At 57.1% G+C, this 26380-nt stretch carries 39 protein-coding genes and 2 pseudogenes; 6 read left to right on the forward strand and 35 right to left on the reverse strand.

From position 1 onward, the window contains the following. Positions 1–61: 61 nt before the first annotated feature. The 23 genes and pseudogenes from HMPREF3138_RS20920 to HMPREF3138_RS21025 all read right to left on the reverse strand — a co-directional run bounded on the left by HMPREF3138_RS20920 (position 62) and on the right by HMPREF3138_RS21025 (position 14086). The gene (locus tag HMPREF3138_RS20920) at positions 62–901 is read right to left on the reverse strand and encodes a phage head morphogenesis protein (RefSeq protein WP_070559288.1); all 840 of its coding nucleotides are present in this window, start codon (positions 899–901) and stop codon (positions 62–64) included. Continuing rightward, entirely contained in the window at positions 894–2471 is a 1578-nt protein-coding gene (locus tag HMPREF3138_RS20925; protein WP_070559289.1) for a DUF935 domain-containing protein, read from the reverse strand. Before HMPREF3138_RS20925 ends, HMPREF3138_RS20920 begins: the two co-directional genes overlap by 8 nt. Next, positions 2471–4039, reverse strand: a complete 1569-nt coding sequence (locus HMPREF3138_RS20930; protein WP_070559291.1) for a hypothetical protein — start codon at positions 4037–4039, stop codon at positions 2471–2473. Before HMPREF3138_RS20930 ends, HMPREF3138_RS20925 begins: the two co-directional genes overlap by 1 nt. Continuing rightward, positions 4039–4617 carry a DUF3486 family protein gene (locus HMPREF3138_RS20935; RefSeq protein ID WP_070559293.1) on the reverse strand — a complete coding sequence of 193 codons (579 nt, stop codon included), beginning with the start codon at positions 4615–4617 and terminating at the stop codon, positions 4039–4041. Before HMPREF3138_RS20935 ends, HMPREF3138_RS20930 begins: the two co-directional genes overlap by 1 nt. Next, positions 4607–4882 carry a hypothetical protein gene (locus tag HMPREF3138_RS20940; RefSeq protein WP_070559295.1) on the reverse strand — a complete coding sequence of 92 codons (276 nt, stop codon included), beginning with the start codon at positions 4880–4882 and terminating at the stop codon, positions 4607–4609. Before HMPREF3138_RS20940 ends, HMPREF3138_RS20935 begins: the two co-directional genes overlap by 11 nt. Before the next feature lie 2 nt (positions 4883–4884). Then, positions 4885–5172, reverse strand: coding sequence for a VpaChn25_0724 family phage protein (locus HMPREF3138_RS20945; RefSeq protein ID WP_060430912.1), 288 nt, complete (start codon positions 5170–5172; stop codon positions 4885–4887). A gap of 11 nt (positions 5173–5183) precedes the next feature. Next, positions 5184–5486 (reverse strand): DUF2730 domain-containing protein, encoded by a 303-nt coding sequence (locus tag HMPREF3138_RS20950; protein WP_060430672.1) that lies wholly within the window; start codon positions 5484–5486, stop codon positions 5184–5186. Next, complete coding sequence (locus tag HMPREF3138_RS25850; RefSeq protein ID WP_083301499.1) at positions 5467–5700, reverse strand: TraR/DksA family transcriptional regulator; 234 nt, start codon at positions 5698–5700, stop codon at positions 5467–5469. The genes HMPREF3138_RS20950 and HMPREF3138_RS25850 overlap by 20 nt, the downstream gene beginning before the upstream one ends. Then, positions 5700–6305 carry a hypothetical protein gene (locus tag HMPREF3138_RS20955; RefSeq protein ID WP_070559297.1) on the reverse strand — a complete coding sequence of 202 codons (606 nt, stop codon included), beginning with the start codon at positions 6303–6305 and terminating at the stop codon, positions 5700–5702. Before HMPREF3138_RS20955 ends, HMPREF3138_RS25850 begins: the two co-directional genes overlap by 1 nt. Continuing rightward, on the reverse strand, positions 6293–6646 hold the full coding sequence (locus tag HMPREF3138_RS20960; RefSeq protein WP_139145171.1) for a hypothetical protein: 354 nt from the start codon (positions 6644–6646) through the stop codon (positions 6293–6295). Before HMPREF3138_RS20960 ends, HMPREF3138_RS20955 begins: the two co-directional genes overlap by 13 nt. Next, positions 6612–6857, reverse strand: coding sequence for a hypothetical protein (locus HMPREF3138_RS20965; protein WP_070559300.1), 246 nt, complete (start codon positions 6855–6857; stop codon positions 6612–6614). The genes HMPREF3138_RS20960 and HMPREF3138_RS20965 overlap by 35 nt, the downstream gene beginning before the upstream one ends. A 2-nt stretch (positions 6858–6859) precedes the next feature. Beyond that, positions 6860–7450: a glycoside hydrolase family 108 protein gene (locus HMPREF3138_RS20970; RefSeq protein WP_070559302.1), complete on the reverse strand. Its 591-nt coding sequence runs from the start codon at positions 7448–7450 to the stop codon at positions 6860–6862. 105 nt (positions 7451–7555) lie between these two features. Further along, complete coding sequence (locus HMPREF3138_RS20975; RefSeq protein WP_060446312.1) at positions 7556–7879, reverse strand: hypothetical protein; 324 nt, start codon at positions 7877–7879, stop codon at positions 7556–7558. A 3-nt stretch (positions 7880–7882) separates the two neighbouring features. Continuing rightward, positions 7883–8281 carry a Mor transcription activator family protein gene (locus HMPREF3138_RS20980; RefSeq protein ID WP_060446337.1) on the reverse strand — a complete coding sequence of 133 codons (399 nt, stop codon included), beginning with the start codon at positions 8279–8281 and terminating at the stop codon, positions 7883–7885. Continuing rightward, complete coding sequence (locus HMPREF3138_RS20985; protein ID WP_070559304.1) at positions 8274–8801, reverse strand: hypothetical protein; 528 nt, start codon at positions 8799–8801, stop codon at positions 8274–8276. Before HMPREF3138_RS20985 ends, HMPREF3138_RS20980 begins: the two co-directional genes overlap by 8 nt. After that, a complete protein-coding gene (locus HMPREF3138_RS20990; protein ID WP_070559306.1) occupies positions 8798–9352 on the reverse strand; it encodes a gp16 family protein in 555 nt (184 codons plus the stop codon). Before HMPREF3138_RS20990 ends, HMPREF3138_RS20985 begins: the two co-directional genes overlap by 4 nt. Positions 9353–9515: 163 nt before the next feature. After that, entirely contained in the window at positions 9516–9707 is a 192-nt protein-coding gene (locus HMPREF3138_RS20995) for a hypothetical protein (RefSeq protein WP_070559325.1), read from the reverse strand. Between the two features lie 10 nt (positions 9708–9717). Beyond that, positions 9718–10333 (reverse strand): annotated as a pseudogene (locus tag HMPREF3138_RS21000) (DUF3164 family protein). Between the two features lie 7 nt (positions 10334–10340). After that, positions 10341–10553: a hypothetical protein gene (locus tag HMPREF3138_RS21005; RefSeq protein WP_070559308.1), complete on the reverse strand. Its 213-nt coding sequence runs from the start codon at positions 10551–10553 to the stop codon at positions 10341–10343. A gap of 2 nt (positions 10554–10555) precedes the next feature. Next, positions 10556–10753 carry a hypothetical protein gene (locus HMPREF3138_RS21010; RefSeq protein ID WP_060430655.1) on the reverse strand — a complete coding sequence of 66 codons (198 nt, stop codon included), beginning with the start codon at positions 10751–10753 and terminating at the stop codon, positions 10556–10558. Positions 10754–10757: 4 nt separating this feature from the next. Continuing rightward, the gene (locus HMPREF3138_RS21015; RefSeq protein WP_060430653.1) at positions 10758–11705 is read right to left on the reverse strand and encodes an AAA family ATPase; all 948 of its coding nucleotides are present in this window, start codon (positions 11703–11705) and stop codon (positions 10758–10760) included. A 36-nt stretch (positions 11706–11741) separates the two neighbouring features. Beyond that, complete coding sequence (locus HMPREF3138_RS21020; protein ID WP_070559310.1) at positions 11742–13835, reverse strand: Mu transposase C-terminal domain-containing protein; 2094 nt, start codon at positions 13833–13835, stop codon at positions 11742–11744. 2 nt (positions 13836–13837) lie between these two features. Beyond that, positions 13838–14086, reverse strand: coding sequence for a helix-turn-helix domain-containing protein (locus HMPREF3138_RS21025; RefSeq protein ID WP_070559312.1), 249 nt, complete (start codon positions 14084–14086; stop codon positions 13838–13840). A 164-nt stretch (positions 14087–14250) separates the two neighbouring features. On the opposite strand from HMPREF3138_RS21025, the gene HMPREF3138_RS21030 reads away from it, so the two are divergent. Continuing rightward, the gene (locus tag HMPREF3138_RS21030; RefSeq protein ID WP_070559314.1) at positions 14251–14799 is read left to right on the forward strand and encodes a hypothetical protein; all 549 of its coding nucleotides are present in this window, start codon (positions 14251–14253) and stop codon (positions 14797–14799) included. Positions 14800–15055: 256 nt separating this feature from the next. Here the strand turns inward: HMPREF3138_RS21030 and HMPREF3138_RS21035 are convergent. The 5 genes and pseudogenes from HMPREF3138_RS21035 to flgB all read right to left on the reverse strand — a co-directional run. Next, positions 15056–15325: pseudogene (locus HMPREF3138_RS21035) on the reverse strand (flagellar hook-basal body complex protein); the annotation flags it as partial. Positions 15326–15337: 12 nt separating this feature from the next. Beyond that, positions 15338–16561, reverse strand: coding sequence for a flagellar hook protein FlgE (gene flgE, locus HMPREF3138_RS21040; RefSeq protein WP_015378255.1), 1224 nt, complete (start codon positions 16559–16561; stop codon positions 15338–15340). 54 nt (positions 16562–16615) lie between these two features. Beyond that, on the reverse strand, positions 16616–17293 hold the full coding sequence (flgD, locus tag HMPREF3138_RS21045; RefSeq protein ID WP_016927297.1) for a flagellar hook assembly protein FlgD: 678 nt from the start codon (positions 17291–17293) through the stop codon (positions 16616–16618). 12 nt (positions 17294–17305) lie between these two features. Then, positions 17306–17710: a flagellar basal body rod protein FlgC gene (gene flgC, locus HMPREF3138_RS21050; protein ID WP_004934826.1), complete on the reverse strand. Its 405-nt coding sequence runs from the start codon at positions 17708–17710 to the stop codon at positions 17306–17308. A 5-nt stretch (positions 17711–17715) separates the two neighbouring features. Continuing rightward, positions 17716–18129, reverse strand: a complete 414-nt coding sequence (flgB, locus tag HMPREF3138_RS21055; protein WP_033634995.1) for a flagellar basal body rod protein FlgB — start codon at positions 18127–18129, stop codon at positions 17716–17718. Between the two features lie 160 nt (positions 18130–18289). Here flgB and flgA point away from each other — a divergent pair, with 160 nt between their 5' ends. From flgA to HMPREF3138_RS21080, 5 genes are all read left to right on the forward strand, one after another. Further along, positions 18290–18940 carry a flagellar basal body P-ring formation chaperone FlgA gene (gene flgA / locus HMPREF3138_RS21060; protein WP_038876839.1) on the forward strand — a complete coding sequence of 217 codons (651 nt, stop codon included), beginning with the start codon at positions 18290–18292 and terminating at the stop codon, positions 18938–18940. 129 nt (positions 18941–19069) lie between these two features. Next, positions 19070–19381, forward strand: coding sequence for a flagellar biosynthesis anti-sigma factor FlgM (gene flgM / locus HMPREF3138_RS21065; RefSeq protein ID WP_038876837.1), 312 nt, complete (start codon positions 19070–19072; stop codon positions 19379–19381). A gap of 40 nt (positions 19382–19421) precedes the next feature. Further along, positions 19422–19856 (forward strand): flagella synthesis protein FlgN, encoded by a 435-nt coding sequence (locus HMPREF3138_RS21070; protein ID WP_038876835.1) that lies wholly within the window; start codon positions 19422–19424, stop codon positions 19854–19856. A gap of 230 nt (positions 19857–20086) precedes the next feature. Beyond that, complete coding sequence (locus HMPREF3138_RS21075; protein ID WP_033647787.1) at positions 20087–20458, forward strand: type II toxin-antitoxin system RelE/ParE family toxin; 372 nt, start codon at positions 20087–20089, stop codon at positions 20456–20458. Continuing rightward, entirely contained in the window at positions 20455–20757 is a 303-nt protein-coding gene (locus HMPREF3138_RS21080) for a helix-turn-helix domain-containing protein (protein WP_038876832.1), read from the forward strand. The genes HMPREF3138_RS21075 and HMPREF3138_RS21080 overlap by 4 nt, the downstream gene beginning before the upstream one ends. Positions 20758–20759: 2 nt before the next feature. Here the strand turns inward: HMPREF3138_RS21080 and HMPREF3138_RS21085 are convergent, their stop codons facing one another. The 7 genes from HMPREF3138_RS21085 to cheY all read right to left on the reverse strand — a co-directional run bounded on the left by HMPREF3138_RS21085 (position 20760) and on the right by cheY (position 26313). After that, positions 20760–21164, reverse strand: coding sequence for a flagellar protein FlhE (locus HMPREF3138_RS21085; protein WP_038876830.1), 405 nt, complete (start codon positions 21162–21164; stop codon positions 20760–20762). Further along, a complete protein-coding gene (flhA, locus tag HMPREF3138_RS21090) occupies positions 21164–23242 on the reverse strand; it encodes a flagellar biosynthesis protein FlhA (RefSeq protein WP_038876828.1) in 2079 nt (692 codons plus the stop codon). The genes HMPREF3138_RS21085 and flhA overlap by 1 nt, the downstream gene beginning before the upstream one ends. Further along, a complete protein-coding gene (gene flhB, locus HMPREF3138_RS21095) occupies positions 23235–24386 on the reverse strand; it encodes a flagellar biosynthesis protein FlhB (protein ID WP_019452962.1) in 1152 nt (383 codons plus the stop codon). Before flhB ends, flhA begins: the two co-directional genes overlap by 8 nt. Before the next feature lie 126 nt (positions 24387–24512). Next, complete coding sequence (locus tag HMPREF3138_RS21100) at positions 24513–24911, reverse strand: type II toxin-antitoxin system tRNA(fMet)-specific endonuclease VapC (protein WP_038876824.1); 399 nt, start codon at positions 24909–24911, stop codon at positions 24513–24515. Beyond that, on the reverse strand, positions 24911–25144 hold the full coding sequence (vapB, locus tag HMPREF3138_RS21105; RefSeq protein ID WP_070559316.1) for a type II toxin-antitoxin system VapB family antitoxin: 234 nt from the start codon (positions 25142–25144) through the stop codon (positions 24911–24913). Before vapB ends, HMPREF3138_RS21100 begins: the two co-directional genes overlap by 1 nt. A gap of 124 nt (positions 25145–25268) precedes the next feature. After that, entirely contained in the window at positions 25269–25913 is a 645-nt protein-coding gene (gene cheZ, locus HMPREF3138_RS21110) for a protein phosphatase CheZ (protein ID WP_004934858.1), read from the reverse strand. Positions 25914–25923: 10 nt separating this feature from the next. After that, positions 25924–26313, reverse strand: a complete 390-nt coding sequence (gene cheY / locus HMPREF3138_RS21115; protein WP_004934862.1) for a chemotaxis response regulator CheY — start codon at positions 26311–26313, stop codon at positions 25924–25926. Positions 26314–26380: the final 67 nt, after the last annotated feature.

Raw genomic sequence — 26380 nt, forward strand, 5'->3', positions numbered from 1 at the left:
CATCGTACCACAGAGCGCGTTAGCGTCACTACGCGCGTTACAGTGAGGTTATCCGCCGAAGTCAGCGGCCAGCATCAAAAGCCTGCTGTTTGGTCTGGAGCTGGCGCTCCAGTGCGGCCTGGCGACTAATGCCGGGATTGTAGTTCCACCCAGGGTCAATACCCTCCGGCACCAGCTCCTCCTCGCCGGTGCGCTTGTTCAACCATTTGACGTTCTTGACTGGCGGAGCCTGCGTTTTCAATGGCACCCTGGAGCGACTAATCTGGCCGGTGGGTTGGCCGTTACCGTCAAATACCGGCGCAGTCTCCACCACGCCATTTTGCACCATCTGGTCGTACTCATATTTACTGACCTGGCGCACCCCGCATTTGCAGCCCCAGCCGTTCGGGCCGATGTGAGTCAACCAGAACGGGTGATCGACAGGCAGGCACGTGTTGGCCCATTGGAGATGATCCACGCGGTGCTCCCTGGACGGCCCCAGGGTATAAATCAGGTACGGCATCGCGCGCTTGGTTCGCTCAATGCGCTGCCACTGCCCGGCACTGCGGGCGGTGCGCATGTTGGTGTTGTAGATAGTGCGCAGGCGGCTATCGCTGCCGAGCTGCACGACGCGGGTTTCGCCGGTCAACGGGTCGTCCATCTCCCGCACTCCCCACCATCCGCGTTTGACCAACAGCGGCTCCAATACTTTCTGAAAGTCGCGGAAGGTCTGGCCCTCGGCCAGCGCCTGGGTGACCAGGGCTTTCACATCGCTGAGCAAATCGAGCTGCGTCATCTTCGCCACGGTAAATGCGGCGCTGTGCTCCTCAAGCCACACATCACGGTAATCAAAGCCGGGTTTGAGCTTCTTGGCCTTGAACCAGGCCAAGGCCTCTTTGGGGACAATGTCGTTATCAGCCATCGTTCATATCTCCCAGGCCGCGCGCCTTGAAGCACAGTTGCGTCAACCCTTCGATAAACTCGCTGGCATCCAGGCTGGCTTGCAGCTCCGGCAATCGCGCCAGGAACTCTTCATAGCTGCCAACCTCATTGACCAGCGCTAATACCGGATTGGTGAACGCCGTGCCAACGCGCTGCCAGTCGTTGATCCCCTCGTTGGCCAACAGGTCAATATCATCCGGTGTAGACTCGCGATTCAACGCTAACTGTTCGCGGTTAAGGGCGGGCAACATGGCATAGCCACTCTGGCTCCCGGCAGGTTGCAGGATATCGGAACCATCTTCCGGCTCGTCCAGGCCAAACTTGTCACGCAGCGCCGACGACTGGATCTTCATCCCCCGGTCAATCAGCGGAACCAGCGCTTCCACCATGGCCTTAAGGTCTTCCGGCTCATTGATACGCAGGCAGACTTTCGGGTAATTGGCCTGCGGGCCATAGTTGAGCATGATGAATGGTCGCACCAGGAACTCATTGAGGGTGTTCTCCAGTTGGCGAGCATCCCACCTGGCGATATCCATGCGCACCCGGTCATGGACGTTGGCCTGGCTCTGACTGCTGCCGTTGTCGGTGGTCATCGTCTGCCCCAGCACCGCCTTACTGGTTTGCGCGTCACACCATTCCGCCATGCCCTTGAACAAGTCGCCGCCGCCCTGGCGGCTGGCGGTCTCGACCATGTCCACCTGCATGGTGGACGGGATAGCGCACCCGGCATCGGAGGCCAGAGACGCGATGGCGTCAATCAGGGTCTGAATATCTTCTGCGCTGGCGTTATTACCATATTTGCCGATGGTGATCGGCAAACCGAACTTCTCACCGAACGCCCACCAGTCGCGCACCGTGAATGACTTCAGCATATACATGACCGCCACCAGACGCGCCAGGCCGTTACGCAGCGGCAAGCCGGATTTAAGGCGGGGCTGATGGATGATGTATTTGTACGCGGCCAACGGCTCGCCGTTGAACGGCTCCGCTTCGGTCAACACATGTACCTGGCGCAGCGTATCCGCGTCCATCTTGAGGAAACGTGGATCAACCCAGGAATAATCACGCGGCATCCATGGCACGGTCGAGGTGTCCCAAAGGATCTCCGCCACGGCAATGCCTTTACCCAACCCGTCAAGCAGGTCAAACAGCAGCTCAGGGAGCTGCGGGCGCTCAATCATTACGCGGACAGCATCGGCCAGCTCGACGTCGCGCGCATCATCGCTGGCGGCCTCGACCGTCGGGATAATTCCGGCGACGGTGAGCTTACGGGTACGCAGCACGCTGGAGTAGTGAAGGTCTCGCTCCTCCATTTCTTCGGCCAGGATGAAATAGTCCAGGGCATTGCCGTCGGCCGCGTTGCGCAGCACCCCCGCCAGGCGTTGCGGCGTGATGGTGCTGGCGACGCTGATACCGGCATTGGCGCGGCGGGTGCCGGTGGCGCGGGCGCGGGTTTGTTCTTCCTTCAGCAGGTCTTGACTTACCTCTACCTTGTCACCGGTGGCAGGGTGAAACAGGTTACGGATGACTCCGGTCAGCTTGTTTAACATTACAACAGCCCTCGTTGATTTTTCAGCCCGCGCGTGATGCGCATTTGGCGGCGCTCGTCGCGCTCCTCCGGCCGTTCGGGTTGATGGAGTCGGTGCAGCTCATAACGGCGGCAATCCTCTTTACTGGCCAGATAGGCCAGGAAAATCGCATAGGCGCTGTCACCGTGCCGCTTGTGGCCATCGCTGCCGGTATTCTCCCGGTCATCGATACCCGGCACGCCGCGCAAGACGACAATCTGCCCCAGGTCGTTAACAACATCCTCATGCTTCGGCAGGATCAGTTCATCGTCTTCAAACGCTGCCTTGAAGCGCGGCATGTTCTCGCGGTAGTGGGCGACAGACGGCATCACGACTTCCACTTCGGCACCGTAGCGTTCGGCGGCCTGCTCGGCTAGGTAGTTGCCGTTGCCGCGCCCATCAAGTTTGATGCCGTCACGATGCGGCAGACGGTCGCAGATGAAGAACAGCGCCTGCTCCTGCTGCTTGTAGGGGACGTTCGCCAGCTCGACCAAGAACGGCACCGTTCGCGTGGTGTCATCGTTGATAGTGATCGGCGCAAAGACCGTCAGGTGACCGGAGCGCGCAAAGTCTTCGCCCAGCGCGTGACGTTTTTCGGGGAGCTGGTTAAGTACCGGCAGCACGGTGTTCTCCAGCCATTCCCGCATATCCAGCGCCCGCATCCCTTCCGGCAGGGCGTTGAACTCCGCCGAGCCGGTAAAGCGCAGAACAGGGCCGTCACCGCGAGCGGCACGCTCTCGGATTGAGCGGGCCAGGTAGGTGCCGCTGCCGTTCTTCGGCACGCAATAGTATTCCTCCAGAGCATCATCCTGTGTGGCAGTATCGCGCAACAGATCGGCTTTCCATTGGTCTTCTGCGGGCTGGCTCCATTCGCGCTTTTTCACCTGGCAGATGCGCTTGTACAAGCCATCGCGGCACGCATCATCCAGGGTGATGGTGTGAACGGAATAGCGTTTCTTCCCGGCGCGACTGTCCTGGATCAACTCGTTGAACAGATTGTCCGTGCCGTTATGGGTACTGATAAGGCGGACTTTTGCGCCCCACATGGTGAGCGCCAGCGCCGCCTTCAGCACCTCCGCCAGGCGTTCATGGAACGCCGCTTCGTCGATAGTCACGTTGCCTTGCATACCGCGCAGGTTGCTGGGGTTACTAGACAGCGCTTGCACTTTGAACCCGCTGGCAAAGTAGATGACAAACGTCAGAATGTCCTTATCGTCATCGGCCAGGACTTCTTCGCAAACGTCAGCCGCGGCCAGGTCGTAGGCTTTGGCCCACATCGCCGCCGCATCGATAAACTCGCGGGCCATCTCCTTGTTGGAGCCGACGTAAAAGTGATTGGTGCCACCGGCGGCTTTGGCTTTCGACGCCGTTAAAGCGGCATCTGCCGCCTCTGCCCAGGTGATACCGGTTCGGCGGGATTTCTCCGCAATCTTCAGCGGTGAGTCGTCGGCGATCCAGCGGCGCTGATAACCAAGGAGGACTTCGTTTTCATCGAAGTCCTCCCCGCCGTTAATGCCGGTCGCAATGGCGTTTAAGCTGGCTGTTAGCATCACGCAATCCCCAATATCTGGCGTTTGATATCTGCTGCCTTATCCGCAGACAACCCCGCCTGAGACACGATTTTCTCCGCTGTGGCCGCCGCTTCCTCCGCGAACGCCTGGCGGATCTCTTTTTCACGCTTGTGGCTGACCATCTGCGCGGCCTCGATACGCTGCGCGACCAATGCCAATTGGCCTAGCGCCTTAGGTTCAACGGTTTTCTCGGTCTCGGCCAATGCCATTGACGTTTCAAACGCTAGGGTTTTCACAAACTCCATCAACAATTTGCCGACGTCAGACGTCGGCGCGGAACCCAGTTTGGCGGCCCAGATCTCCGCCATTTCCCTTGACGCCCGGATTTTGGAGCCAACGGCCTCCATGCGGCTGGCGTAGCGGTTCAGGCCGGTGCGACTGAGCTGCATATCGTCCGGCAACTCATGCTGGTCAATCAGCGAGTTGATAGCCTCGCGGATTTCTTCCTGAGTGTGGCGTTTGTCGCGCAGCATCTGGTGCAGTGCGTCCCGGATGGCCTCCGGCAGCAGGTCAACTTTTGATGGACGGCCACGGGTCGGACGTTGTTCAGTTGTCACGTTCTCTCCTTACCCTGTCGGCGAAACCTTGGCGGGTTGACACAATATCTTTCTGCATCAGTTTCCAGGCGCGACGAATTTCCGGATCGGAATCCAGGAAAACATTGAGGTAACTGTTGGGAGCGTCGTACTTATAGGGCTTGCCGGTTTTCTCCTCGAACAAGGGCGCAATCACCTTTGCCTCAACCTCGGCACAAACTAACGCGGCAGCAAGCTGTCTAATAACCTTACGCCCCGCAGCGGGCAATGCTTTTGGTTTCGCCATCGTTACCCCCGCGCCCGTGGCTTTTTGACACCAGGCACGACAGCCCGGCCGTTGGCTACATCGTCACCGCGACCGGTGATCGTTGCGACATAACATCCGGCCACATCGCGCAGGCTGACAAGTCGCTGCTCCGCCAGCCAGGCCAGATGCGTGCGTACCACATCACGGGATGTACTGTGCCCATACGCCTCAAGGCAGGTTTGCAGCACGGATTCGTTCGCGCTGTCACCGCACTCCAGCAAGGAACGCAAGATGACCAGTCGCTGATCGCTATCAAGAATTTCACGCATAGCCATGGGCCTCATTTATCCTTCAGTTCGTTTTCCAACAACAGATCGCTGACATGCTTGACCTGGCGAATCGCCGGGCCGAGTTCCCGTAGATCCCCCCGTAAATTGCTCATTTCAAGCTGCAACTGGTGCAAGTCTTTTTGACTCGGTAGCCCGGCGATGGTGTTCTCCATGGATTGCAGACGTGTGCGGAACAACTCCAGCTCCTCACGCTTCACATAGGTTTTTGCGAGCAGTAACTGGATCACGTTGACGGCAGACATGAACAACGCCCAAATGATGGCCCAGTTGCCCTTAACGACTTCCCAATCCACGCTGGGCCTCCCGTTCTTCTCTGATTTGTTGGCAGGTCACGCAGCAGACTGCATCAGGTAGCGACGCCAGCCGCCGCGCGGGAATGTCGTCCCCGCAGTCATTGCAATAGCCATACTCGACAGGCGCCTCTTTAACCCGGTTTAAATGGGTATTTAACGCTCGTTTACGGTCTTCCATTTCCAGTTCGCTGGCGCGGTCGAACGCATCACCCATTACTTCACCACCGGCAGTTTGTGCTTGCTGGACTTGCTGAAGCGGGCGAACCCATCCAGCGTGCGGAAACCGAGATACCCCAGTGCCGGGGTCGCCAACATCAGGGCGATATCCCAATCCGGCGCGGGCATCGTCAGCGCATGACCGGCAGCGGTAGCAATCGCCGCCGCCTGCTGTCCGATGGCCAGCAACAGCACATAGGCGATGGAGCTGTAGAGTGACAGACGCGCCATCAACGGGCGGGTGCGGCGCACATAATCATCAACGGCGTTGTCACCGTTGCGAATGGTCTCCTGCTGTTCGTGGTGGGCAGCCTGCTGATCGGCAAACCGGTTACGTTCACGTTCGGCCTGGATCTTCTCCAGCTCAGTCTTGAGTTTCTCAATCTGCACGAACTGCTCCGGCGGGAGTGACGCCAGCTTCTGTTCCAGGACGCGCTGGCGGTCCTGCGGGTTGACCGCACTGTTGACGGCTTCCACCATCCCGGCGACGGTGTCCGCTGTCTTGGCTGAGGCACTGCCGAACAAACCGCCAACGGCACGCAGCACGGATGGACCGGCTTTCATCAGCACCCCGGCAACTGTTGACACGGTTATTGGATCCACGGCAGCAGCCCCTTATAGCAAACCAGACGTACAGCCAGCAGGCCGGTGGCAAAGGCCAGTAACTGGATACCGCCGAATGGCGCGATGAAGAAAGCCACCATCCCCAGGAAGTTGCCGAGGGTGCTGAGTAATACGGAAAGCATCTCCCGGTGGGAAAATGCATTGCTTTTGTCCTCGAGCCAAATCCCCAGGTAAGCCAAGCCACCGCCGAGCAGCGCCAGCAGCCAATACCACAATGAGGCCTGCGGTAATCCGGTGGCCAGAATCAGGGAGATCAACAGCAAGATGCCGACCAACCAGGCAGAGTTAACGATGTTGTTCACGGTGTTCATGGTTATCACGGTGTTGTTCCTTGTAGCGCTGGCATTGCCAGGCAATATCGCGTGGGCCGACGGACTCCCAGCCCTTCATGTAAAAGCTGGCATGGGTCCCGTCACAGCCCCGATAGCTCACCGGCTCCGGTTTGGGGCCACCGACCATGCGGTGGATCACCTCTTTTTTGAGGCGGTCCCGCTTGCCCTGGCGAAATGACTCATCCCAGCCTTTACCCATGGTTAGCTCCGGGCAACCGATGCCGAACCGCCGACCACTTCCCAGGCCGCGTTCGCCACATCGTCTAGGCGGTTGAACCACCCATTGAGGTATTTACCCTGTGACGGATTGGACTTGATGATGTCGGCGTAATAGCGGGCGCGGCGCATCAGGTAATGGGTGATGAGCCATTCGGGATCAGCAGTCAGAACAGCCGAACGGGTGTTTTTACCAATAATCCCATCTACAGCTTTGCCGCTGAATCCAACAGCTTCCTGCAACAGAAAAATGGATTTTTTAACACCATGCTGAACGGCGGCATCAAAGACCAACAGCGAGATACCGTCCGGCCAATCAGGGCAGTAAGCCGGATACCAGTAATCACGGAAGTAAATCTGGCTGGCCTGTTCGAGGGTCAAGTTTTTGATGCGGGTGTCGGGCTTGCCGTCACCGTCAACGTCGGTCATGCCGTCGGCGATGCCATCGCGCTTGTCGGAAATGCCGTACTTGGTATCACCGCCCTTGTCGGCAGGGTCATTGACGTAACCGCCTTCTTTGCCCAGGACAAAAGCAACGGCGTGGGTAAACGCTGGGGTAGGATTGAACTGACTCACATTTGCACCTCTGGAAAGCTCGCTGTAAGAAATAAGCTGAGGCTTCCATAGTGCGACAGGCGTAAAAAAAGCCGGATTTACCGGCTTCCATTAAATCAACAGAGATTAGATGAACAAGATGTCTCTAAATGAGAACATCAGCAGAGCCGAGGTTATCAGGAAAAGAATAATAAAACCTGTACTCTTGTCAGTATCAACAGGGTTATCTATTGCTGATGTGATTAACGCTTTTCGGCGCACCAGATAAATAAAGAACATGAAAATGAATAGAGAACCAACCCCCCAAACTATAGGGGACAACCCCGTACTGTAGCCTTTGCTGTGTCCTTCTTTAATTTTATAAACACCAACTTTATGATTCGCTGCATCGTTAAATACCCAAAATGCACAAACGATTATCACCAAATTGACAAAAATAACACCTGCCATTTCTTACTCCATATCCAGAGATAGTTGCCTTTTCCCGACTTCAAGCTTACGCATCCGCTTGATGGCTTTATACACCGTTTTGTATGTTACATGGTATTTTTCTACAAGCTCATGAACATTGTCTCCAGTGAAATCACGCCAGATTCGCATATCACGAACAAGGTATTCTAACGCCTGGCCTCGTGGAAAATACACCTGCATACCGCCAATCTGTTTACTGATGGCGACAACCAGCTCAAGCGAATGGCGTGGGTCATAGCCTAACCGGACCAATTCAGTACGGAGCAGCGCGTTAAGCTCAGCCAATAGTGCAGGAAAACGACTGCCTTCATCGGCGTCGTCAAGATGGCTCAGCAGACTATCATCCTGGTCGTCGTCGAAAAGCTCAAGGTTATCAGCCATGGTTTCCACCTCCATTACGTTCTAGCCACTCTGTACCGCCAGGCAATTTTGACACGTCTTGACCCAGACGGTGCATATGGGCCAGATAATCGTCGCGGCTCTTATCTTGGTCAGTCTCACGCTTGCTTTCGTCGCGTTCACGTGCAGCGATATTGCTGGTCTGCGCGAACATTTGTTCAGAAGTGCGGTAAACCTCCCGCAAATAGCTGTGGCCACTCAGCGGCTTTTTGTCACCCTTGACGCGCTTTGCCCGTATACGCTCAACGGTTTCGCTCAGGGCATGGGTCAGCACTCGACCCGGCTGATGCTGTGCAAGCACTTCGTTGATGAGTTTCACAGCCCGAGAATGGGACAGGTTCGACTTCTCCGGGCGGAACAACCCGATATACGCCACCATCGCTTTGGCTGCTCCCCCCGGCAGTTTGGTTAACAACGTCAGCAACTCACGCCCAGCGTCGTCTTCCAGGATGGCGTCGAGATGCAAATCAGAATGACAGACAGGACAGCGGCCTAGCTTCATAGTGAGTCCTCGTAAGCATCAAAGATAATGTCATAGCTCCGTGCCTCTTCACCGGTCAGCGGGTGTTGCGGGCGGGGCTTCTTGCGGGCGTCCAGCGTTGCCAGCATCATGCGGATATGCCATTGCTTCAGGCATTCCAGCACACGAAACGCCAGATAGCCGTCGAGCCAGCCCACCTCATCTACACCGGCACCGCCATTGAGCTGGCGACTCATGCGCTTGACGTAGTTGTTCAATGCGGTCTCTTCACCGCTTTCGACAAAGCCGTGACGGTGCATGGTGGCCCAGATGGCTCGAAGCTTGCTGATCTCCTCCACACGCGGTGCGCCCTTGGCGTTCTCACGCACACGCTTTGTGGTTTTCTTGAAGCTACGTTTGAACCCTTTACCTTGCAGCTCGGCATAGACGTCATGCAGCTCCATAACCGACATCTGGCTGCAACTGGTTTTCCCGTTAGCGGTGTTCGCCAGCAACGCACGATAGGCATCGTCAGGGATACTCAGCTTTCCCTTGGCTACATGAATCAATCGGATTAATTGCGGTTTATTCATATTAACTCCGACCCCATAAAATAAAGATTAAGCCCAAGGCCCAAAAGCATAATGAAGCGGCGAAAGTACAAATCCAGGCTGTCCGTTTCATTCCCATCCCCCTTGATTTAGGCGTAAGCGCACCCCGGCGCACCTACGCCCGACAAAAACACAATTGAATAAATTAAGCTGCGGTCAGCGCGGTGACTTTAACGAAATAAGGTTCCTGATTTATCTCAACCACCGTGCCTGAAACTTTGAAATCCCTGGCTGGCCCTACCGTTTTTACAATCGGACCACCGCGTAAAATCGGGCAGGACTGGTAAATAAACATGCTGCCGACTTTGTACTTTTCATTAAATTCACTGGCGTTGATTGCTTTCATCTCAGACTCCGGCAATATCCAGGCTAACTTGCTCGTACTTGCCATTTGGCTGCCGCTCGTAAATCCGCAGATATTGGCTGGTGCCGGTCACCCGGATAGAATCGGCGATGGCGTCCATCGCCTCCTGCCAGCGTGCGTCATCGATTTCAACCTGTCGCAGACCCAACACCTCGTTCACATCAATGCGGCCTTGCTTGTTGACGCGGAAAGCATGGTCAACCAGCGCTTTCAGGTTGTCGTTCGCACCGTCTGACCACGCGATGACACAGTCATCAATCAGTTTTTTTTGCCGCCTGAATGCGCTCATCGAAAACGCGGTGGTCACCAACGGCGCGCAGGATTTTGAACTGCCCGTCAAAGCTCGGCAAGGTGACGTTGCCCTTGGTACCACCATACTCCACGCCGTACTCCTTCGATGATAGGTCGGTAAAATCACCGATTTTTTGCATGGAAGCGGTCTTGAAATCTACCATCGCCTGGCGTAATACCTTGGCGGCTTCGACAATATCCAGTACGACATCATCACGCAACTTATCGACCGGGCGAATCAAGTCTTCCGGAACGAGATAACCCTGGGCGTTTTTGCGGTAGCCGGTTTGTTCAATCTCTTTATTCATAAACACCTCAGTGAAAACTCTTAATATCATTGCCAATTACAGCTTTGGAAACATCCGCAACCAAGCCACCTTGTAACTCCACAAACGCTTTAATATATTTTTCGCTAAATTCCTTAGCCATTTCAGTTTTCATAAACTTCGAATCAATATCTTGTTTGATGGCTCCGTCCTTTGTCACATAGAAGCGGATCTTCATCTCCAGAAATTTCACTTTTTCCATAATTATCTCCAGTAAATAATGCAGCCCTGAATAGTGGCGGCGGATACAGCATGGTAGTTATGCGCTTTGCGCTTCAGGTCAGCGTCTGGCGCGGCGACTTCAACGATAGGTTGAGCACGGCTAATATTCACATGCTTGATTTCGACGTTGCGGCGTTGCAGCCAGCCCAGCGCGTTTACCAACTTGGTCGGGTTAATCATGGTGTTAGCCTCTCAACAGGGTAGAAACATCAACATCCAAATCCAGATCGCGGAAGGCTTTCAGGATGTAGCTTTCGTTCACGGACTCACCGGCCCCGTGGGCGGTCATAGCAGCAAGGCGCAGGGAATGACTGAGGATGCGCAGTGCTCCCGGCTTCTGAGCAATTTGTTGCAGCAACTCCCGCTCTTTCTCACCATGGATGTGCCAGGCATCAGCAATAGCAGCCACATCCGCCTTTTTGGTTTTGTTGATGGCGACACGTTTGGCGATACGGGAGAACAGACGGGCGAACTCCACGGTGCGGTTGCCGCCGGTCATGTTGGAATAGACACGATGGTTTCCCATCAGCACCAGTCCGACACGTGTGGCTTCCTGCATCAGTCGCAGTTCTTCGAGGGTTTCAGCACCTAGGTGGTCGGCCTCATCAATGATGATGAGGCCCTGTGTACCCTCCAGGCGACGACGCAGCGCACGCGCCAGCGGCCCCTTACGGCGCGGGGCATCGTTCATGCCCAGTTCATAGGCTAACTCGGTCAGGCACTCAAGCACGCTGGCACAGGCTGGCGTGATGGTAATCATCCAAACGTTGTCGTTGCTGCGGCGGTATTCCCGCGCAGACTCAGACTTACCGACGCCAGGGTTACCGCAGACCACGCCGATGCATTCCGTCAGGTGTGCATAGCGGAAGGCTGTCCATATCTGCTTGACGGTCGGCGTCTCAATAAAGCGCGGAGGCTCCGGCAATTCGGCTACAGTGTGTTGCTTCTCGACCCAGCGCTGAATAGCCTTTTCCACACGGTCATTATCCCCGGCGTATTTGTTATTCATAAAGCCACTGACCACACTGGTAGACAGGCCGATTTCACGTGCCATACGGGCGAAAGTTACGCGCTCACCATCCACCAGGTTGCGGACAGCCTCGCGAATATCAGTAATATTCACTTCAGACATAATTAACTCCATTATTTGAACTGTATTTAATTGCTGTTAAATCGCGTTCTTGCGCTTATTTGATTCAAGAATATCTAGCGAGTTATTGAGATATTCATCTTCGCTGTACTCAGCATCCTCCACGTCTGCCAGCATCACAGGTGTTGTTCGTCGCACCGGTTTATAGACATTGCCTGGAAGCCAGTCCTGTTCTGCCGGTGCTGCCAGCGTATGCACGTTTTCAGCTTCAGCCAGGCGGACCTTCTCTTCTCCACGCTGCCGCATCCCTTTAATACGTTGTTGACGTTGGTGATATTCGGCAGTAACCGGGAATGCCTGCTGTTTGTTGCCATCCCAAATGGCTTCGCAAATAAACGAACCATCCAGGCGACGGACGATAACCTTAGAGGCATCATGCAGGTCATAATTCACCAGCACCTGATTACCGTGTTCATTGTTCAACTCGGGTGAGTAATAGAAGTTATTAAATAACCGAACTTCGCAGCGGCTTACATGTCGCTCAATCTGTGGCATAAACATCTCACGCAGCTCCAGGTCAGACAGCCACTCGATCGCCGTGGCTTCTTTTTCCAATTTGTAGCGACGGAACTGTGCCGGAGTGAAGTGTTCGCCATCACCACGCAGGGGCAAAGAGTCGTGGGGGCGGTTGTTGTACCACTCCACGCCAGCCTCAATGGCATCAATCAGCGCCTCCCATGACGGCAAATCACGCAGGGTTTTCTCTTGTTTTGCGCTCAGTTCTTTACCCTTATTGGCGGCATTCGTTGCCGATTGCAGGGCCTTTGTCATGCGGCGAACGGTGCTACGGTCTGCGCCGGTGCCGTAATAGGTGGCAAACTGGCGGGAGATGCGCATAGCCAATGAGCGGTTGAGTCGCTCAATGATGCCGCGACCCTGCGGATTCTCGGGGATACCCAGGCGGTGATCGATTCCCAGGCGGGGTAAAATACCGGTCAGCTCAGCATCGAAGGTGTTGTTGGTTTCACCGCCCCCGTTATCGGAGTAGTACAGGAAAGGCTTCCCGTGATTTTTGATGCCGTGGCGCAGCGCATCAGCAACGGCAATGACACTTTCCGACAGTGCCAGACTCCACCCGACAATAAAGCGACAGCTACCATCCAAAATGAACGTCACCTCTGGAGAGAACGGGTTGCCGTGGTCAGGGTGGGCAACCTTCATTTTCATGCCGTGACCGTCACCAATCCAGACGTAATTCACCGGCAGCGACTCCCAGTCACGGCGAATAAACCCCTCATACTGACGGAATTCACTGCCGGTGATGCGACCTTTTTGTTTGACGACAACAGGTAACTTATTCATGGCATAGCACACCTGATCATAAGAGGGGATGGCAGCGCGCATCAGGAGATCATCCTGATATCGCTCGACCCACTCCTTTGCGAAATCATCATAGGCTTCTTGAATGCCGCGCCCATCCGGTCGGCGATAGAAGCTAAGGAATTCGGGCAACCACTTGATTTCCTCCGGTTTAACGACTTGACGCTTACCGGGAGCAAGCAACAGCAGGCGCTCAGCGGCTGAACTCGTTTTATTGAAGTCTGCCACCCAGCGTTTGAGGGAGATTTCGCTCAGGGAGCGTGATGTTCCTTTCTTGGCATTTGCGGCGGCCGCCGCATTAGCCAGGCGTTCAGGCAACTCGCTTGCCTGAGCTTGACGCACGATCTCCCGGATAGCTTTGGCACGGCTGAATCCCGGCAAATCCCCGAGACGCATCACCTCAACAACCAGGGCCATACGGGCATCAGCGGTTTGGCGTTGGGCTGCCGTCAGAGTGTTCAGTTTCTGCTCCAGCAACGCCGGACACTTACGATAGACCGCGATTTTACTTTCGTCAGCGCTTTTGGCACGGGGTGCAGCCGGAGACTGAGGTTTCGCCGCTGGAAGTTCTTTTGCGGAATCGTTCATCAGTTCTTTAATCTGGCGTGCCCGCAGCGATTGCTGCGCAACATCCGGCAGGCAATCGATGTGATATTCGAAAGCCTTGCTGCCGGTACGCTTGCGGACAAGTGACTCTGAACCGGCAGAGAATCGGCACAGCGCTTCTCTGATGCCTTTCGCCGTTTTAGGCAGGCCTGGAATACCGACCAACTCCTTAGCAACAAAGAACATGATCAGACCGCCTTATTGATGTAACTGGTTGTTGTGTAACGGCTCGGCCAAATAGCTTCCGGAGATACACCGAGAGCGTCAGCAACGATCTGTTGGTAGGGCTTGCAGGGAGTGCGCAGCACGCTCTTCAGCGAATCCTTACTGTAGCCAGCCTGTAGGGAGAGCGCCCGGAAGGACAATCCACGCTTGTGGATCTCAGCTTTGATGGTCTCAGGATGCCAGTCGGCATTCAGATCTTCATTTCGGCTCATGTTTCCTCTATCCTAAAAAGTTATCCGCGCGGATAACTGCGCGGGTATCCGTATGGATAAAGATTAGATCACCAAAAACACGATAACAAGGTATTTTTGGTGATTTTGGTGGTTGTTTGCTTTTGGTGTTATTTATCAACAGGATAGATTGCAAGGAACGTTATATGATAAAAGAACCACAAGGTGCTTTTCAGCCGGAAGGAAAAGAACCTGTAATTGATAGACTCACACAATTGGTAAGACGGTACGCCTCACGAAGTGCGGCTGCTAGAGCCTGGGGAATTAGTGTTAACACTCTTAACAGCTACTACAAAACTAGCGTCGAACCACCAATGCCGAGAGAAAACCTCTTAGCTAACATTGCTGCACACGAAGGTGTCAGCCTTGAATGGTTGAAGACCGGAAACACCAATTTATCACCAAAATCACCAGTCATGATAAAGGGAGGGGACACGCAGGATGAACTATCACGAATGTTATCGTTTCTGACCCAGGATGAACGAGAGCAACTAACGATGACACTAGCAAGGAAGGGGGTTGAAACAGTCCTGTATTTACTTGATGAAAAAAATATCAAGCTTCTTCAGTGCAATGATTCAGAGAAGGAAAAATTCCTGGTCGGCTTGGAAAGCAGTATCAAAAAAGAGACACTTAACGCTGGTCAAGATGTAGAGGCTCCAGACCTTTCAAGCACCGGCAAGAAGGCTGGTTAGTATCTGAGTGGCTGTAATAATCAGCGCCAATTTGCTTTACCGGCCTTTGACTTTAGAAGTGTGTTAGAATTGTTTTTGAACGCAGTACTTTAGTTTTTAAACGTAAGCAACCAATAGTATCAAAAGTTTTGCCGATCGGCTCAATTTCTCCCTGACTGGTATCAAATGCCTAAGCTAGGCGAAGCCAGTAAATCCGCGAATTTCCGCCAAATCCCTTTTCTTCCCGGTAATATCAAATGATTTCCTTCATAACACTCACCGCCAGAAAACCGTCCTGCTGCAGCGCCACGTCCAGCGGACGCGACGTGTAGTTCAGCGCCCCCTGGCTCATGTCGGCGCCCGGCGTCGACGCGGTCACCAAGGTGCGCGTCGCCATACTCGGCCCGTCGACCGGTACCGCGCGCAACGCGGCGAGCTGGGCGCGAAAGCCCGGCGTCGACGCATTGGCCAGGTTGTTGGCGGTGATGGACTGCTGTTCCAGCGTTTGGCGCGCCGCGCCCATCGCGGTATAAATCGCGTGATCCATGACTCGGCCCTATTAGCGCAGGCTAACCAGCGTCTGCAAGATGGAGTCCTGCGTCTTGATGGTCTGAGCGTTGGACTGGTAGTTACGTTGTGCGACGATCATGTTCACCAGCTCCTGGCTCAGATCGACGTTGGAAGACTCCAGCGCGCCGCTGGTCAGCTTACCGAAGCCGCCGCCGCCCGACAGACCAACGCGCGGCTGGCCGGACGCACCGGTTTCCTGCCACACGTTATCGCCCTGCGACGCCAGCCCTTCCGGGTTGGAGAAGTTGGCCATGACGATCTGGCCCAGCACCTGGGTCTGCTGGTTGGAGTAGATGCCCACGACGGTACCGTCGTTGTTGATTTGGAAGTTGGTGTATTCACCGGCGGCATAGCCGTCCTGCGCCACTTTGCTCACCGAGTCGCTGCCCACGTTCTGCTGCATGCTGCCGGCGAAGCTCAGGGTGAAGTTTTGCGCCGGTGCACCGTCTTTGGCGGTCATCGGGATCACCATGCTGAACTCGCCCGGCGCGCCGTTGGTGCTGGTGGTTTTCACCAGGTTGCCGCTGGTGCTGAACTCCATGGTGCCGGCGTTCACTGGCGCTGCGCTGCCGTCCTGGGTATAGACCTGCCACTTGTTGTCTTCCGTCTTCACGAAGTAGGCGTTGATGTTGTGCGCATTACCCAGCGAGTCGTAGGCGGTGATGGTGTTGACGTAGTTGTAGCTGTCCTGTTTGGTCGGATCGAACGTCTTGTTCTCCGGCACTTTATGGGTGGACTTTAGGTTGGCGACCATCTCACCGGAGGTAGACGCCTTGGCGTTCATCATGCCTTCAGGAATGCTCAGCGGCACCGGGTTGGCACCCTGCTGGATGGTCGGCGGGGAACCGGCCGCCGGATAACCGGTCAGCTGCAGGCCCTGCATGTTGGTCAGGTTGCGGTTCTCGTCCAGCTTGAACTGGCCGTTACGGGTATAGAAGATGCCGCCGTCTTTATCCTGCATGCGGAAGAAGCCGTTGCCGTTGATGGCCACATCCAGCGCACGGCTGGTGCCGGTGGTGGTGCCGCCCTTAAAGTTCTGGGTGATGCCGGACACTTTAACGCCCAGCCCAACCTGCGAACCGGCGAACATGTCGGCGAAGGACACGCTGCCGGATTTGAAGCCCGCGGTCGCGGAGTTGGCGATGTTGTTACCGATCACGTCCAGGTTGGTTGCTGCCGCGTTCAAGCCGCTGACTGCCTGAGAAAAGGCCATGTTATTCTCCGAATAGTGGTCAGGCTATCGTCCGATTGAGCCTGATGCTTAGGGTTATAAGATCTGTCGCACGTCTTCCAGGGTGGCGTTGCCCGCCAGGCCGAGATCCAGCTTGGCGCCGTTGCCGTCGCGGATCACGCCGTTCACCAGCCCGAAGTGCAGGCTACGCGCCACCAACTGTTCACCGTTGCCTTTGGCATTAATCGCCACTTTGTAGGCGCCGTCTGGCGCGGTGGAGCCGTCATCCAGCGAACCGTCCCAGGTGAAGGCGTGTACGCCGGCGGTCAGGCCGCCGATTTCGATGGTGCGCACCACCTGCCCGCTGGCGTTGGTGATGGTGGCGGTCACCTGATCGGCGGCGCGCTCCAGTTCCACGCCAAACGGCGTGGTGCTGACCTTGCCATCCTTGCTGCCGACCAGAATGTTGTTGCCCGGCACCATCACGCCGTGACCGATCAGCGCCGTCGCCTGCAGCGACTGGTTGCTGTTGATCTGGCCGGAGATCGAGCCCAGCGTGGTGTTGAGTTTTTCGATGCCCTGAACGGTGTTGATCTGCGCCAGCTGCGAGGTCAGCTCGTTGTTCTGCATCGGATTGGTCGGATCCTGGTTTTTCAACTGCGCCACCAGCAGCGTCAGGAAGCTGTTGTGCAGATCCTGGCTGTTGGTATTTTTGCTGTTGTTACCGATGACGGTGTTGTCCAACGACTCGTTAGTGGTTGCGGCAATAGCCATGGGAACCTCCGGTTACTGACCCAGCGTCAGGGTTTTCATCATCATCGACTTGGTGGTGTTGAGCACCTCGACGTTGGCCTGGTAGCTGCGGGAAGCGGAGATGGTATTGACCATTTCCCCCACTACGTCGACGTTCGGCATGCGCACGTAGCCCTTGGCGTCCGCCAGCGGGTTGCCCGGCTGGTACACCAGACGCTCGGGCGCCGGATCGTCCACCACCTGGGCAACGCGCACGCCGCCGGTCGGCTGCCCGGGCGCCGCCGCGACCTGGAACACCACCTGCTTGGCGCGGTAAGGCTCGCCGTCCGGGCCGGTCACGCTGTCGGCGTTGGCCATGTTGCTGGCACTGACGTTCATGCGCTGGGATTGCGCCGATAACGCCGAGCCGGAGATATCAAAAATATTCAGTAAAGACATGCGCCTTATCCTTGTTGCAGCACGGACATCATCCCTTTGATCTGCCCGTTGAGCAGCGTCAGGTCGGTCTGATATTTCAGGCTGTTATCGGCAAAGTTGGTGCGTTCGCGATCCATGTCCACCGTGTTGCCGTCCATCGACGGCTGGTCCGGTACCCGGTACAACAGATCGAGCTGCGGCGGCTGCAGGGTTTGCGCCGGGATGTGGCGCGCCGCCGTCAGGTTCAGCGACATGCCGTTGCCGTTGACGCGCCCTTGTTCCAGCACTTTGTTCAATTGGCTGGCGAAATCGATATCCCGCGCCTGATAACCCGGTGTGTCTGCGTTGGCGATGTTGGCGGCCAGAATTTCCTGCCGCTGGGCGCGCAAGTTCAGCGCCTCTTGGCCAAAGCGCAGAGCCGCGTCCAGTTTGTCGAGCATGCTCCCTCCGCGAGGTTAGAATTTGGAGTCGACAGGATAAACGCCCCCAGCACCACCCTATCGCGGGAATAGACGCAAAATGGGGCGCTATTTATCTGCTTAGCCTGCGCGCGCTGCGGGTACACTTACGCGTATCCCGATGAAGCTTGAGAAGATGACGATGAAAGGTAAAATGCTGCTTATCGGCCTGCTGTGCAGTCTGAACGCGCGCGCCGACGATCTGGCGACGCAAATCGATAGCTTCATCAAAGGCAAGTTCACCGGCGAGCCGGTACAGGTGAAAGTGCGGGTGCGCACGCCGCCGGCCCAATGGCCCGCCTGCGAACTGCCCCAGCTGTCGCTGCCGCCCAACGCGCGGATCGGCGGCAACGTCAGCATTTCGGCGCGCTGTGGCCAGGAGCGGCGTTTTATCCAGACGCAGGTGCAGGTGTTCGGCCGCTATCTGGTTTCGGCGCGCGGCATCAGCGCGGGCAGCCGATTGACCGCAGCGGATCTGACGCTGAAGGAAGGCCGGCTCGATACCCTGCCGCCGCGCGCGCTGACCGAGGCGAGCAAAGCGTTAGGCGCCGTCAGCCTGCGCAACATCAGCCCCGGCCAACCGCTGACCCTCGCCATGCTGCGCCGCGCCTGGATTATCAAAGCCGGGCAACCGGTACAGGTCACCGCGCAGGGCGAAGGGTTCAACATCAGCGGTGCGGGCAAGGCGATGAACAACGCCGCCGCCGAAGACAGCGTGCGCGTGCGCATGGCGTCCGGGCAGATCGTCAGCGGCGTAGTCGGAGACGACGGCGCGATTCGCATTACGTTATAAAAAAGTAAAGGTTCCGCAAACCTTGCCGATAAGACAAATCAAGCAGCATTTTATTGGCCACCAGGGCCGCAAAACTTTCATTGCAGCGTCGTCGCCCCCGAGCGGTCACGGCGTAAACGGAGATGGACCATGAGTATCGATCGCACCCAGCGGTTACAGCCGGTTTCCACTGTGCAACCGCGTGAAACCCCGGCCGACAACCCGCTCCAACCGCGTAAGGCCGCCGTGGCCGAAACGGCCGTCAGCGGCACGCAGGTCAAACTGAGCGAGGCGCAGGCGCGCCTGATGCAGCCGGGCACCCAGGATATCGATATGGGCCGGGTCGAGGCCATCAAGCAGGCGATCCGCAACGGCGAACTGAAGATGGACGCCGGCAAAATCGCCGACGCGCTGCTGCAAGACGCGCAGAGCGACATTCAATGGAACGCCGGGCGCGACTGACGGCGCGGCGGCGAGTAGCGGTAAAGGATAAGTCATCACTATGGAAAACCTGGCACAACTGCTGGATAAACTGTTGGAAACGCTGCAGGCGCTCAATGGCGTGCTGGAGGAAGAGCACGACTTGCTGTGTTCCGGCCAGTTGCCCGGCGTGGCGTTGCAGCGTGTAACCGATGCCAAAAGCCAACTGCTGGCGACGGTCGCCTACCTCGAGCAACAACGCCTGGGGGAGGAAAAAGCCTGCGGGCAACGCGCCCCCTACGCCAACCATGCGCCCTTGGCCGATCGCTGGCAGCGCGTTCAACTGCTGAGCCAAACGCTACGCGAAAAGAATCAGCACAATGGCCTGCTGCTCAATCAGCAGATCGACCATAACGCTCAGGCGCTGGCGATCCTCAGTAAGAACAACAAATCGCTGTATGGCCCGGACGGCCAGTCGCACGCCGGCAGCCTGCTCGGCAGAAAAATCGGCGTCTGACCTGACTCATTTCGCCCGGTGAACGCACCGCCGGGCGCGGGTTTCCCCGGTTATGCGCAACCTCTCGCATTTTCTTCTTACCGCTTTCTGAATTCCCTTAACGCTATGCGCCAGGCCGCGCAGAACGGATATTTGCCTGTTCCCCATCACTCCCTATTTCGTCATCTTAGCTCGGTCGTTAAACATCTTGATATATACCCACTAAGGGTATATTTTCACACGGAGAGTGAATGACCGACATTTATCTCACAAAAGCCTTCCAGACATTTGCCGGCGACGAACGCATCAGTGACGCCACGATAGTGAAAGCGGCGCGAGAGATGCAAAATCAGTTGTACGACGCCAATCTCGGTGGTTGCGTTTACAAAAAACGCATCGCCCGGATGGGGAGTGGAAAACGGCGCGGGTATCGGGTATTAATCGCAACGGCAGATGAAGGCAGGATCTTTTTCATGTATGGCTTTGCCAAAAACGAAAGAGACAACATCAATCAGGATGAGTTAATTTCCTGGCGGCATTTGGCGGCGCTGTATCTGGATTATTCACCATTCAGACTGTATCAGCTGGTCAACTGCGGGGAATTAATAAGGTTACAACTATGAGCAAGATGCTGAAATCGATCCACCAGGAAGTTCAGGGCCTGCACCGCGCTGGTTTCGTCGACGACGTGACCATGCGTACCTTCGACATGCTGTGTCTGCGGCCGGTGAAACAGTTCGGGCCGGCCGAGATCCGCGCGCTGCGCGAACGGGAAAACGTCAGTCAGCCGGTGTTTGCGCTGTATCTCAACGTCAGTAAAAAGGCGGTGCAGAAATGGGAGCGCGGCGAAGCGCAACCGAACTCCGCCGCAATGAAACTGCTGTCACTGGTGGAACGCAACGGCCTGCAAATTCTGGCCTGAGCCTACTGATAATTGACGATGACCTGATTGCCAATCACGCGCAGCGGCGGGTTCAGCCCGCCTTGTGACTGCACGTAATAGACAAAGCGCAATTCCGCATTGGCCGGTTCGCCCTGCAGACCGTTGCTGCTGCCGCTGCCGCCGCCGAGCGGAATGCAGCGGTTCACCGTACACAGCTGGGCCTGCAGCCCCAACGGCTCCGGCCCCAGCAAACGGTAGCGCCAGCTGACGCGGGTGATGCGCGCATTGGCATCCGGCAACGCGTTCGGCGGCCGCAAACCGGCGGACTCATCGCGCATGCCGCCCTGTTCCAACGTCACGCCCGCCCCTTCGGCCACCCAGGAACCGGACACCGCGCCGGCGGTTAACGGCGCCAGCAAACACAACACGAACAGACAACGTTTCATCAGGCGGCTCCAATGGTCGACGTCATGCGAATCTGGCGATCGTCGTTGATTTCGAGGTTGGACAACACCACGATCTGCGGCAGACTGCGGCGCAGGAAGCGCGCCAGCAAGGCCCGCAGCGCATGGTTGACCAGCAGCACCGGCGGCGCGCTGAGCATCTCTTGCCGCTGCAGCGCCTGGCGCGCCTGATCCAGCAGGCGATCGGCCAGCCCCGGCTCCAGACCGCCACCGCCCTGCAACGCCTGCAACAACAGGCGCTCCAGTTGGGTATCCAAACCGATGACCTGAATCTCGCCGTTGCCCGGGAACCACTGCTGCGTGATCGCCCTGCCCAGCGCTACCCGCACCACGGTGGTCAGCTCATAAGGATCGCTTTGCGCCGGAGCATGCTCCGCCAGCGTTTCGACGATGGTGCGCATATCGCGGATAGAAACACGCTCGGCCAGCAGGTTTTGCAGCACCTTGTGCAGCGTGGTCAGTGATACCACGCCCGGCACGAAGTCTTCGGTCAGCTTCGGCATCTCCTGCGACACGCGATCCAGCAACTGTTGGGTTTCCTGGCGGCCAAACAGCTCGCTGGCGAACTGGCCGATCAGGTGATTGAGGTGTGTCGCCACTACGGTGCTGGCTTCCACCACGGTAAAGCCCTGGATCTGCGCCTGCTCGCGCAATGCGCTGTCGATCCACACCGCCTCGAGCCCAAAGGCCGGATCGACGGTTTTGTCTCCCGCCAGCTCGCCCACGGCATTGCCGGGGTTGATCGCCAGCCAGCGGCCCGGCTGCGCTTCACCGCTGCCGATCTCGACGCCTTTCATCAGGATGCGGTAGCTGGCAGGCGGCAGTTCCAGGTTGTCGCGAATGTGTACCACCGGCGGCAAATACCCCATGTCCTGCGCGAATTTCTTGCGAATACCGCGGATACGCCCCAGCAGCTCACCGTTTTGTTGAAAATCGACCATCGGAATCAGCCGGTAACCCACCTCCATCCCCAGCGGATCCTCCAACTGCACGTCGGCCCAGCTGGCTTCGGCGGCCTGCGGGTTGTCCGGCATCACCGGCGCCTCCACCGCTTTCGGTGCCTGTTGTTCACGGCCGCGCAGCCACCAGGCCAGGCCCAGCAAAGCGGCGGTAAACAGCAGGAACACCAGGTTCGGCATGCCCGGCACCAGGCCCAACAGCCCCAGTACCCCGGCGCTCAGCAGCATCACGCGAGGATTGTTGAACAGCTGGCCCACCATCTGCTCGCCGACGTCCTGATCGGTCGCGACGCGAGTGACGATAACGCCGGCGGCGGTAGAGATCACCAACGCCGGGATCTGCGCCACCAGGCCGTCGCCGATGGTCAGCAGCGTATAGCTTTCCGCTGCCGCCCCCAGCTCCATGCCGTGTTGCACCACGCCGACCAACAGGCCGCCGACCACGTTCAGCACCATGATCATCAGGCCGGCGATGGCGTCGCCGCGCACGAATTTACTGGCACCGTCCATTGAGCCGTAGAAATCGGCCTCCTGGGTAACTTCGGCGCGGCGTTTCTTCGCTTCGTCCTCGCCGATCAACCCGGCGTTCAGATCGGCGTCGATCGCCATCTGTTTACCCGGCATGCCGTCCAGGACGAAACGCGCGCCCACTTCGGCGATACGCCCGGCCCCCTTGGTGATGACCATGAAGTTGATCAATACAAGGATGATGAACACCACGATACCGATGGCGAAGTTGCCCCCCACCAGGAAGTGCCCGAAGGCCTCCACCACGCGGCCGGCGGCGGCGGAACCGGTGTGCCCTTCCAGCAGGATGATGCGCGTGGACGCGACGTTGAGCGACAAACGCAGCAGCGTGGAGAACAGCAGAATGGTCGGGAAGGCGGCGAATTCGAGCGTGCGCTGGGTGAACATCGCCACCAGCAGCACCATGATCGACAGCGCGATGTTGAAGGTAAACAGCAGGTCGAGGATAAACGCCGGCAACGGCAGCACCATCATCGACAGGATCAGCAGGATCAACACCGGGCCGGCCAACACCTGCCACTGCGTATCTTTAAAATTGCCCGGCAAACGAAGCAGGGAGGCCAAATTAGCCATCAGAGTCACTCTCTCTTGCAAAATCCAGTGCTTCCGGCACCGGTAAACGTTCAGGTTTTTTCGGGATCAGGCCGCCCTCGCGCCGCCAGCGGCGCAGTTGGTACACCCAGGCCAGCACTTCGGCGACCGCGGCATACAGGGTGGCCGGAATATGTTGTCCAATCTCGCTGTGTCGATACAGCGCACGCGCCAGCGGCGGCGCTTCCAGCATCGGGATGCGGTGCTCCGCACCGAGCTCGCGAATGCGCAAGGCGATTTCGCCGGCCCCCTTGGCCAGCACTTTCGGCGCACTCATTTTTTTGTCGTTGTACTGCAACGCGACGGCGTAGTGCGTCGGGTTGGTAACAATCACGTCCGCCTTGGGCACATCGGCCATCATGCGGCGCCGGGCGATCGCCCGCTGCTGCTGACGAATGCGTCCCTTGACGTGCGGGTCCCCTTCCTGGTCTTTGAATTCGTCGCGAATATCCTGCTTGGTCATCTTCAGCTTCTTGAAGTGACTCCACAGCTGATAAAACACGTCGAACGCCACCATCGGCGTCAATCCCAGCACCACCAGAAAACCGCAGAACAGAATCATCTGCAGCGCGTTGCCCAGCGCATCGAGCGGTTGCTGGGTCATCAGATGCAGCATCGCCGCCCAGTTGTGCCACAGATAGAGGCCGGTCACCCAACCGACCAGCGTCGCTTTCAGGATCCCTTTCAGCAGCTCGGCCAGCACCTGGGTAGAAAAGATGCGCTTCAACCCGGATAGCGGGTTCAGCCGCTTCAAATCGAACTTGATCGACTTGCCGCTGAACAAAATGCCCCCCAGCAACATCGGCGCGGCGAGCGCCACCAGCACCAGCCCCGCCATGATCGGCAACAGTGCCAGCACGGCCTGGCGCAGCAACATGCCCAGCTGGCGCAGCATCTGTTTATCGTTGCTGACCATGCCATGGTCGAAGTTCAAACCCTGCGTGAGCATCGCCGCCAGCTGTTGCGCCATATTGCTGCCGGACATCAGGATGATCGCGAGGCCGGAGAGCAGCATCAGTACCGAGGTCAGTTCGCGGGAACGCGGGATCTGGCCGTCTTCACGCGCCTTCTCCAGCCTGTGGGGCGTGGGGGCCTCGCTTTTTTCCAGATCGCTGTCTTCAGCCACGAAACGCCGTTCCTGTGTCGAGAGGGTAAAGAATGGCGGTCAGCATGCCAAAAAATTGGCGATGTCATTGACGGAACAACGGGGGAAAAGGCGGGTTATTTAGGGGATGAGACCATCAGGGAGACGTTACAACCAATTTTCCAGCCGCAAACCCTCAACGCGCTCAAATTCGCGTCGATTATTGGTCACCAGAATCAATCCTTCGCTGCGCGCATGCCCGGCGATATGTAGATCGTTTACGTCAATAGGCGTTCCCTGGCGTTCCAGTGCAGCCCGGATGTTGCCGTAGTGCGATGCCGCTTTAGCGCCGTAATCGAGAATGTCCAATCGGGAGACAAAATCCTCAACCACCCTGGCGTTCACTACCGGGCGTGAGCTTTTCTCCACCCCGTGAACCAATTCGCCATAGGTGATCGACGAAATGACCATTTTACCTGCATAGCGATTGAACGCCTCCAGTACTTCCAGCGGCCGGCGCTTAATGACATAGATAACAATGTTGGTGTCCAGCATATGACTGAACATCAAAAATCTTCCCGCTCGCGCTGGTGCTGTTCGGCACGTTCATTGAGGAAATCATCGCTCACCTTATTTTCCGCACAGAAGAAACTGTCCCAGGTATTCTCCAGGGGGGCAAGAATGCGCTCTTTGCCCACTACGCGGACGGTCACTTTAGAAACGGTATCAGGAAAACGCACCTCTGCAGGCAAGCGCACGGCCTGTGTCCGATTATTGGTAAAGACAGAACCCAACGTCATGGCGACCTCCTTAAATGGAGTACAAATTATAGCCTCCGCAATGTATATAGCAATGCTATATACATTAATCTTTGCGGGACACCGCGCAACTTTCGGGGCGCGCCGTCGCGCGCCCCGAAAAGCCTCAGAAACCGAGGCTGTCGAGCAGATCGTCGACCTGGGCCTGGTTGGCGATCACGCCGACGCCGTTCTGGTCGAGCTGCGGACCGTTCAGCAGGCTGTCGTTCGGCCGCTTTTCCTTCACCGGCTGCTCCGGCATGTTTTCCATCAACACCATCAGCAGCTGCTTTTCGATCTCCTGCACCACGTCCATCATGCGCTTGATCACCTGGCCGGTCAGATCCTGGAAATCCTGTGCCATCATGATTTCCAGCAGCTGGGCATTGGTAAAGGCCGTATGGCCCGGCACCTGATCCAGGTACTGGCGCGTGTCGTTAACCAGAGAACGCGCGTCGTCCAGTTCGATGGGGTTGGCGAACCACTCGTCCCAGCGCCCTTTCAACGCATTCGCGCCGGATTCCAGCTCCGCCTGGCGCGGTTGCGCCGCCTCCACGCAGTTCAACGCCCGTTCCGCCGCCTGCGCCGTCATGGTTACGACATAGTCAAGACGGTCGCGCGCATCCGGGATCGCCTCTGCCGCCTGGGCGATCGCCTGATCGAGCCCCAGTTCGCGCATGCTGTCGCGCAGCATTCGGGTCAGTTGGCCGATGCGGGAGATGATCTCTCCCGCGGTCGCTGCATCGCTGGCAGGCATTGGAATGTCTCTCATCGCCCTCTCCTTACATGCCCAATTTTTCAAAAATCTTGTTGAGCTTTTCTTCCAGCGTCGCCGCCGTAAATGGTTTCACTACATAACCGCTGGCACCGGCCTGCGCCGCCGCGATGATATTTTCTTTCTTGGCTTCCGCCGTCACCATCAGTACCGGCATCGCGGCCAGCGCGCTATCGGCGCGGATGGTTTGCAACAGCTCCAGCCCGTCCATGTTCGGCATGTTCCAGTCGGACACCACGAAGTCGAAACCGCCGGCGCGCAGCTTGTTCAGCGCATCCGCGCCGTCTTCAGCTTCTTCAACGTTGTTGAAGCCCAGCTCTTTAAGCAAATTTCTGACGATGCGGCGCATGGTGGAGAAATCGTCCACAACCAGAAATCTGAGGTTCTTATCTGCCATTGTTACTCCTGAAATAGTTAACCGTTTAATGATGCAAAACCGCAGGCCGCCGCGCGGCGAACCTGGG

The sequence above is a fragment of the Serratia sp. HMSC15F11 genome, from assembly GCF_001808215.1.
Classification (GTDB): Bacteria; Pseudomonadota; Gammaproteobacteria; order Enterobacterales; family Enterobacteriaceae; genus Serratia; species Serratia nevei.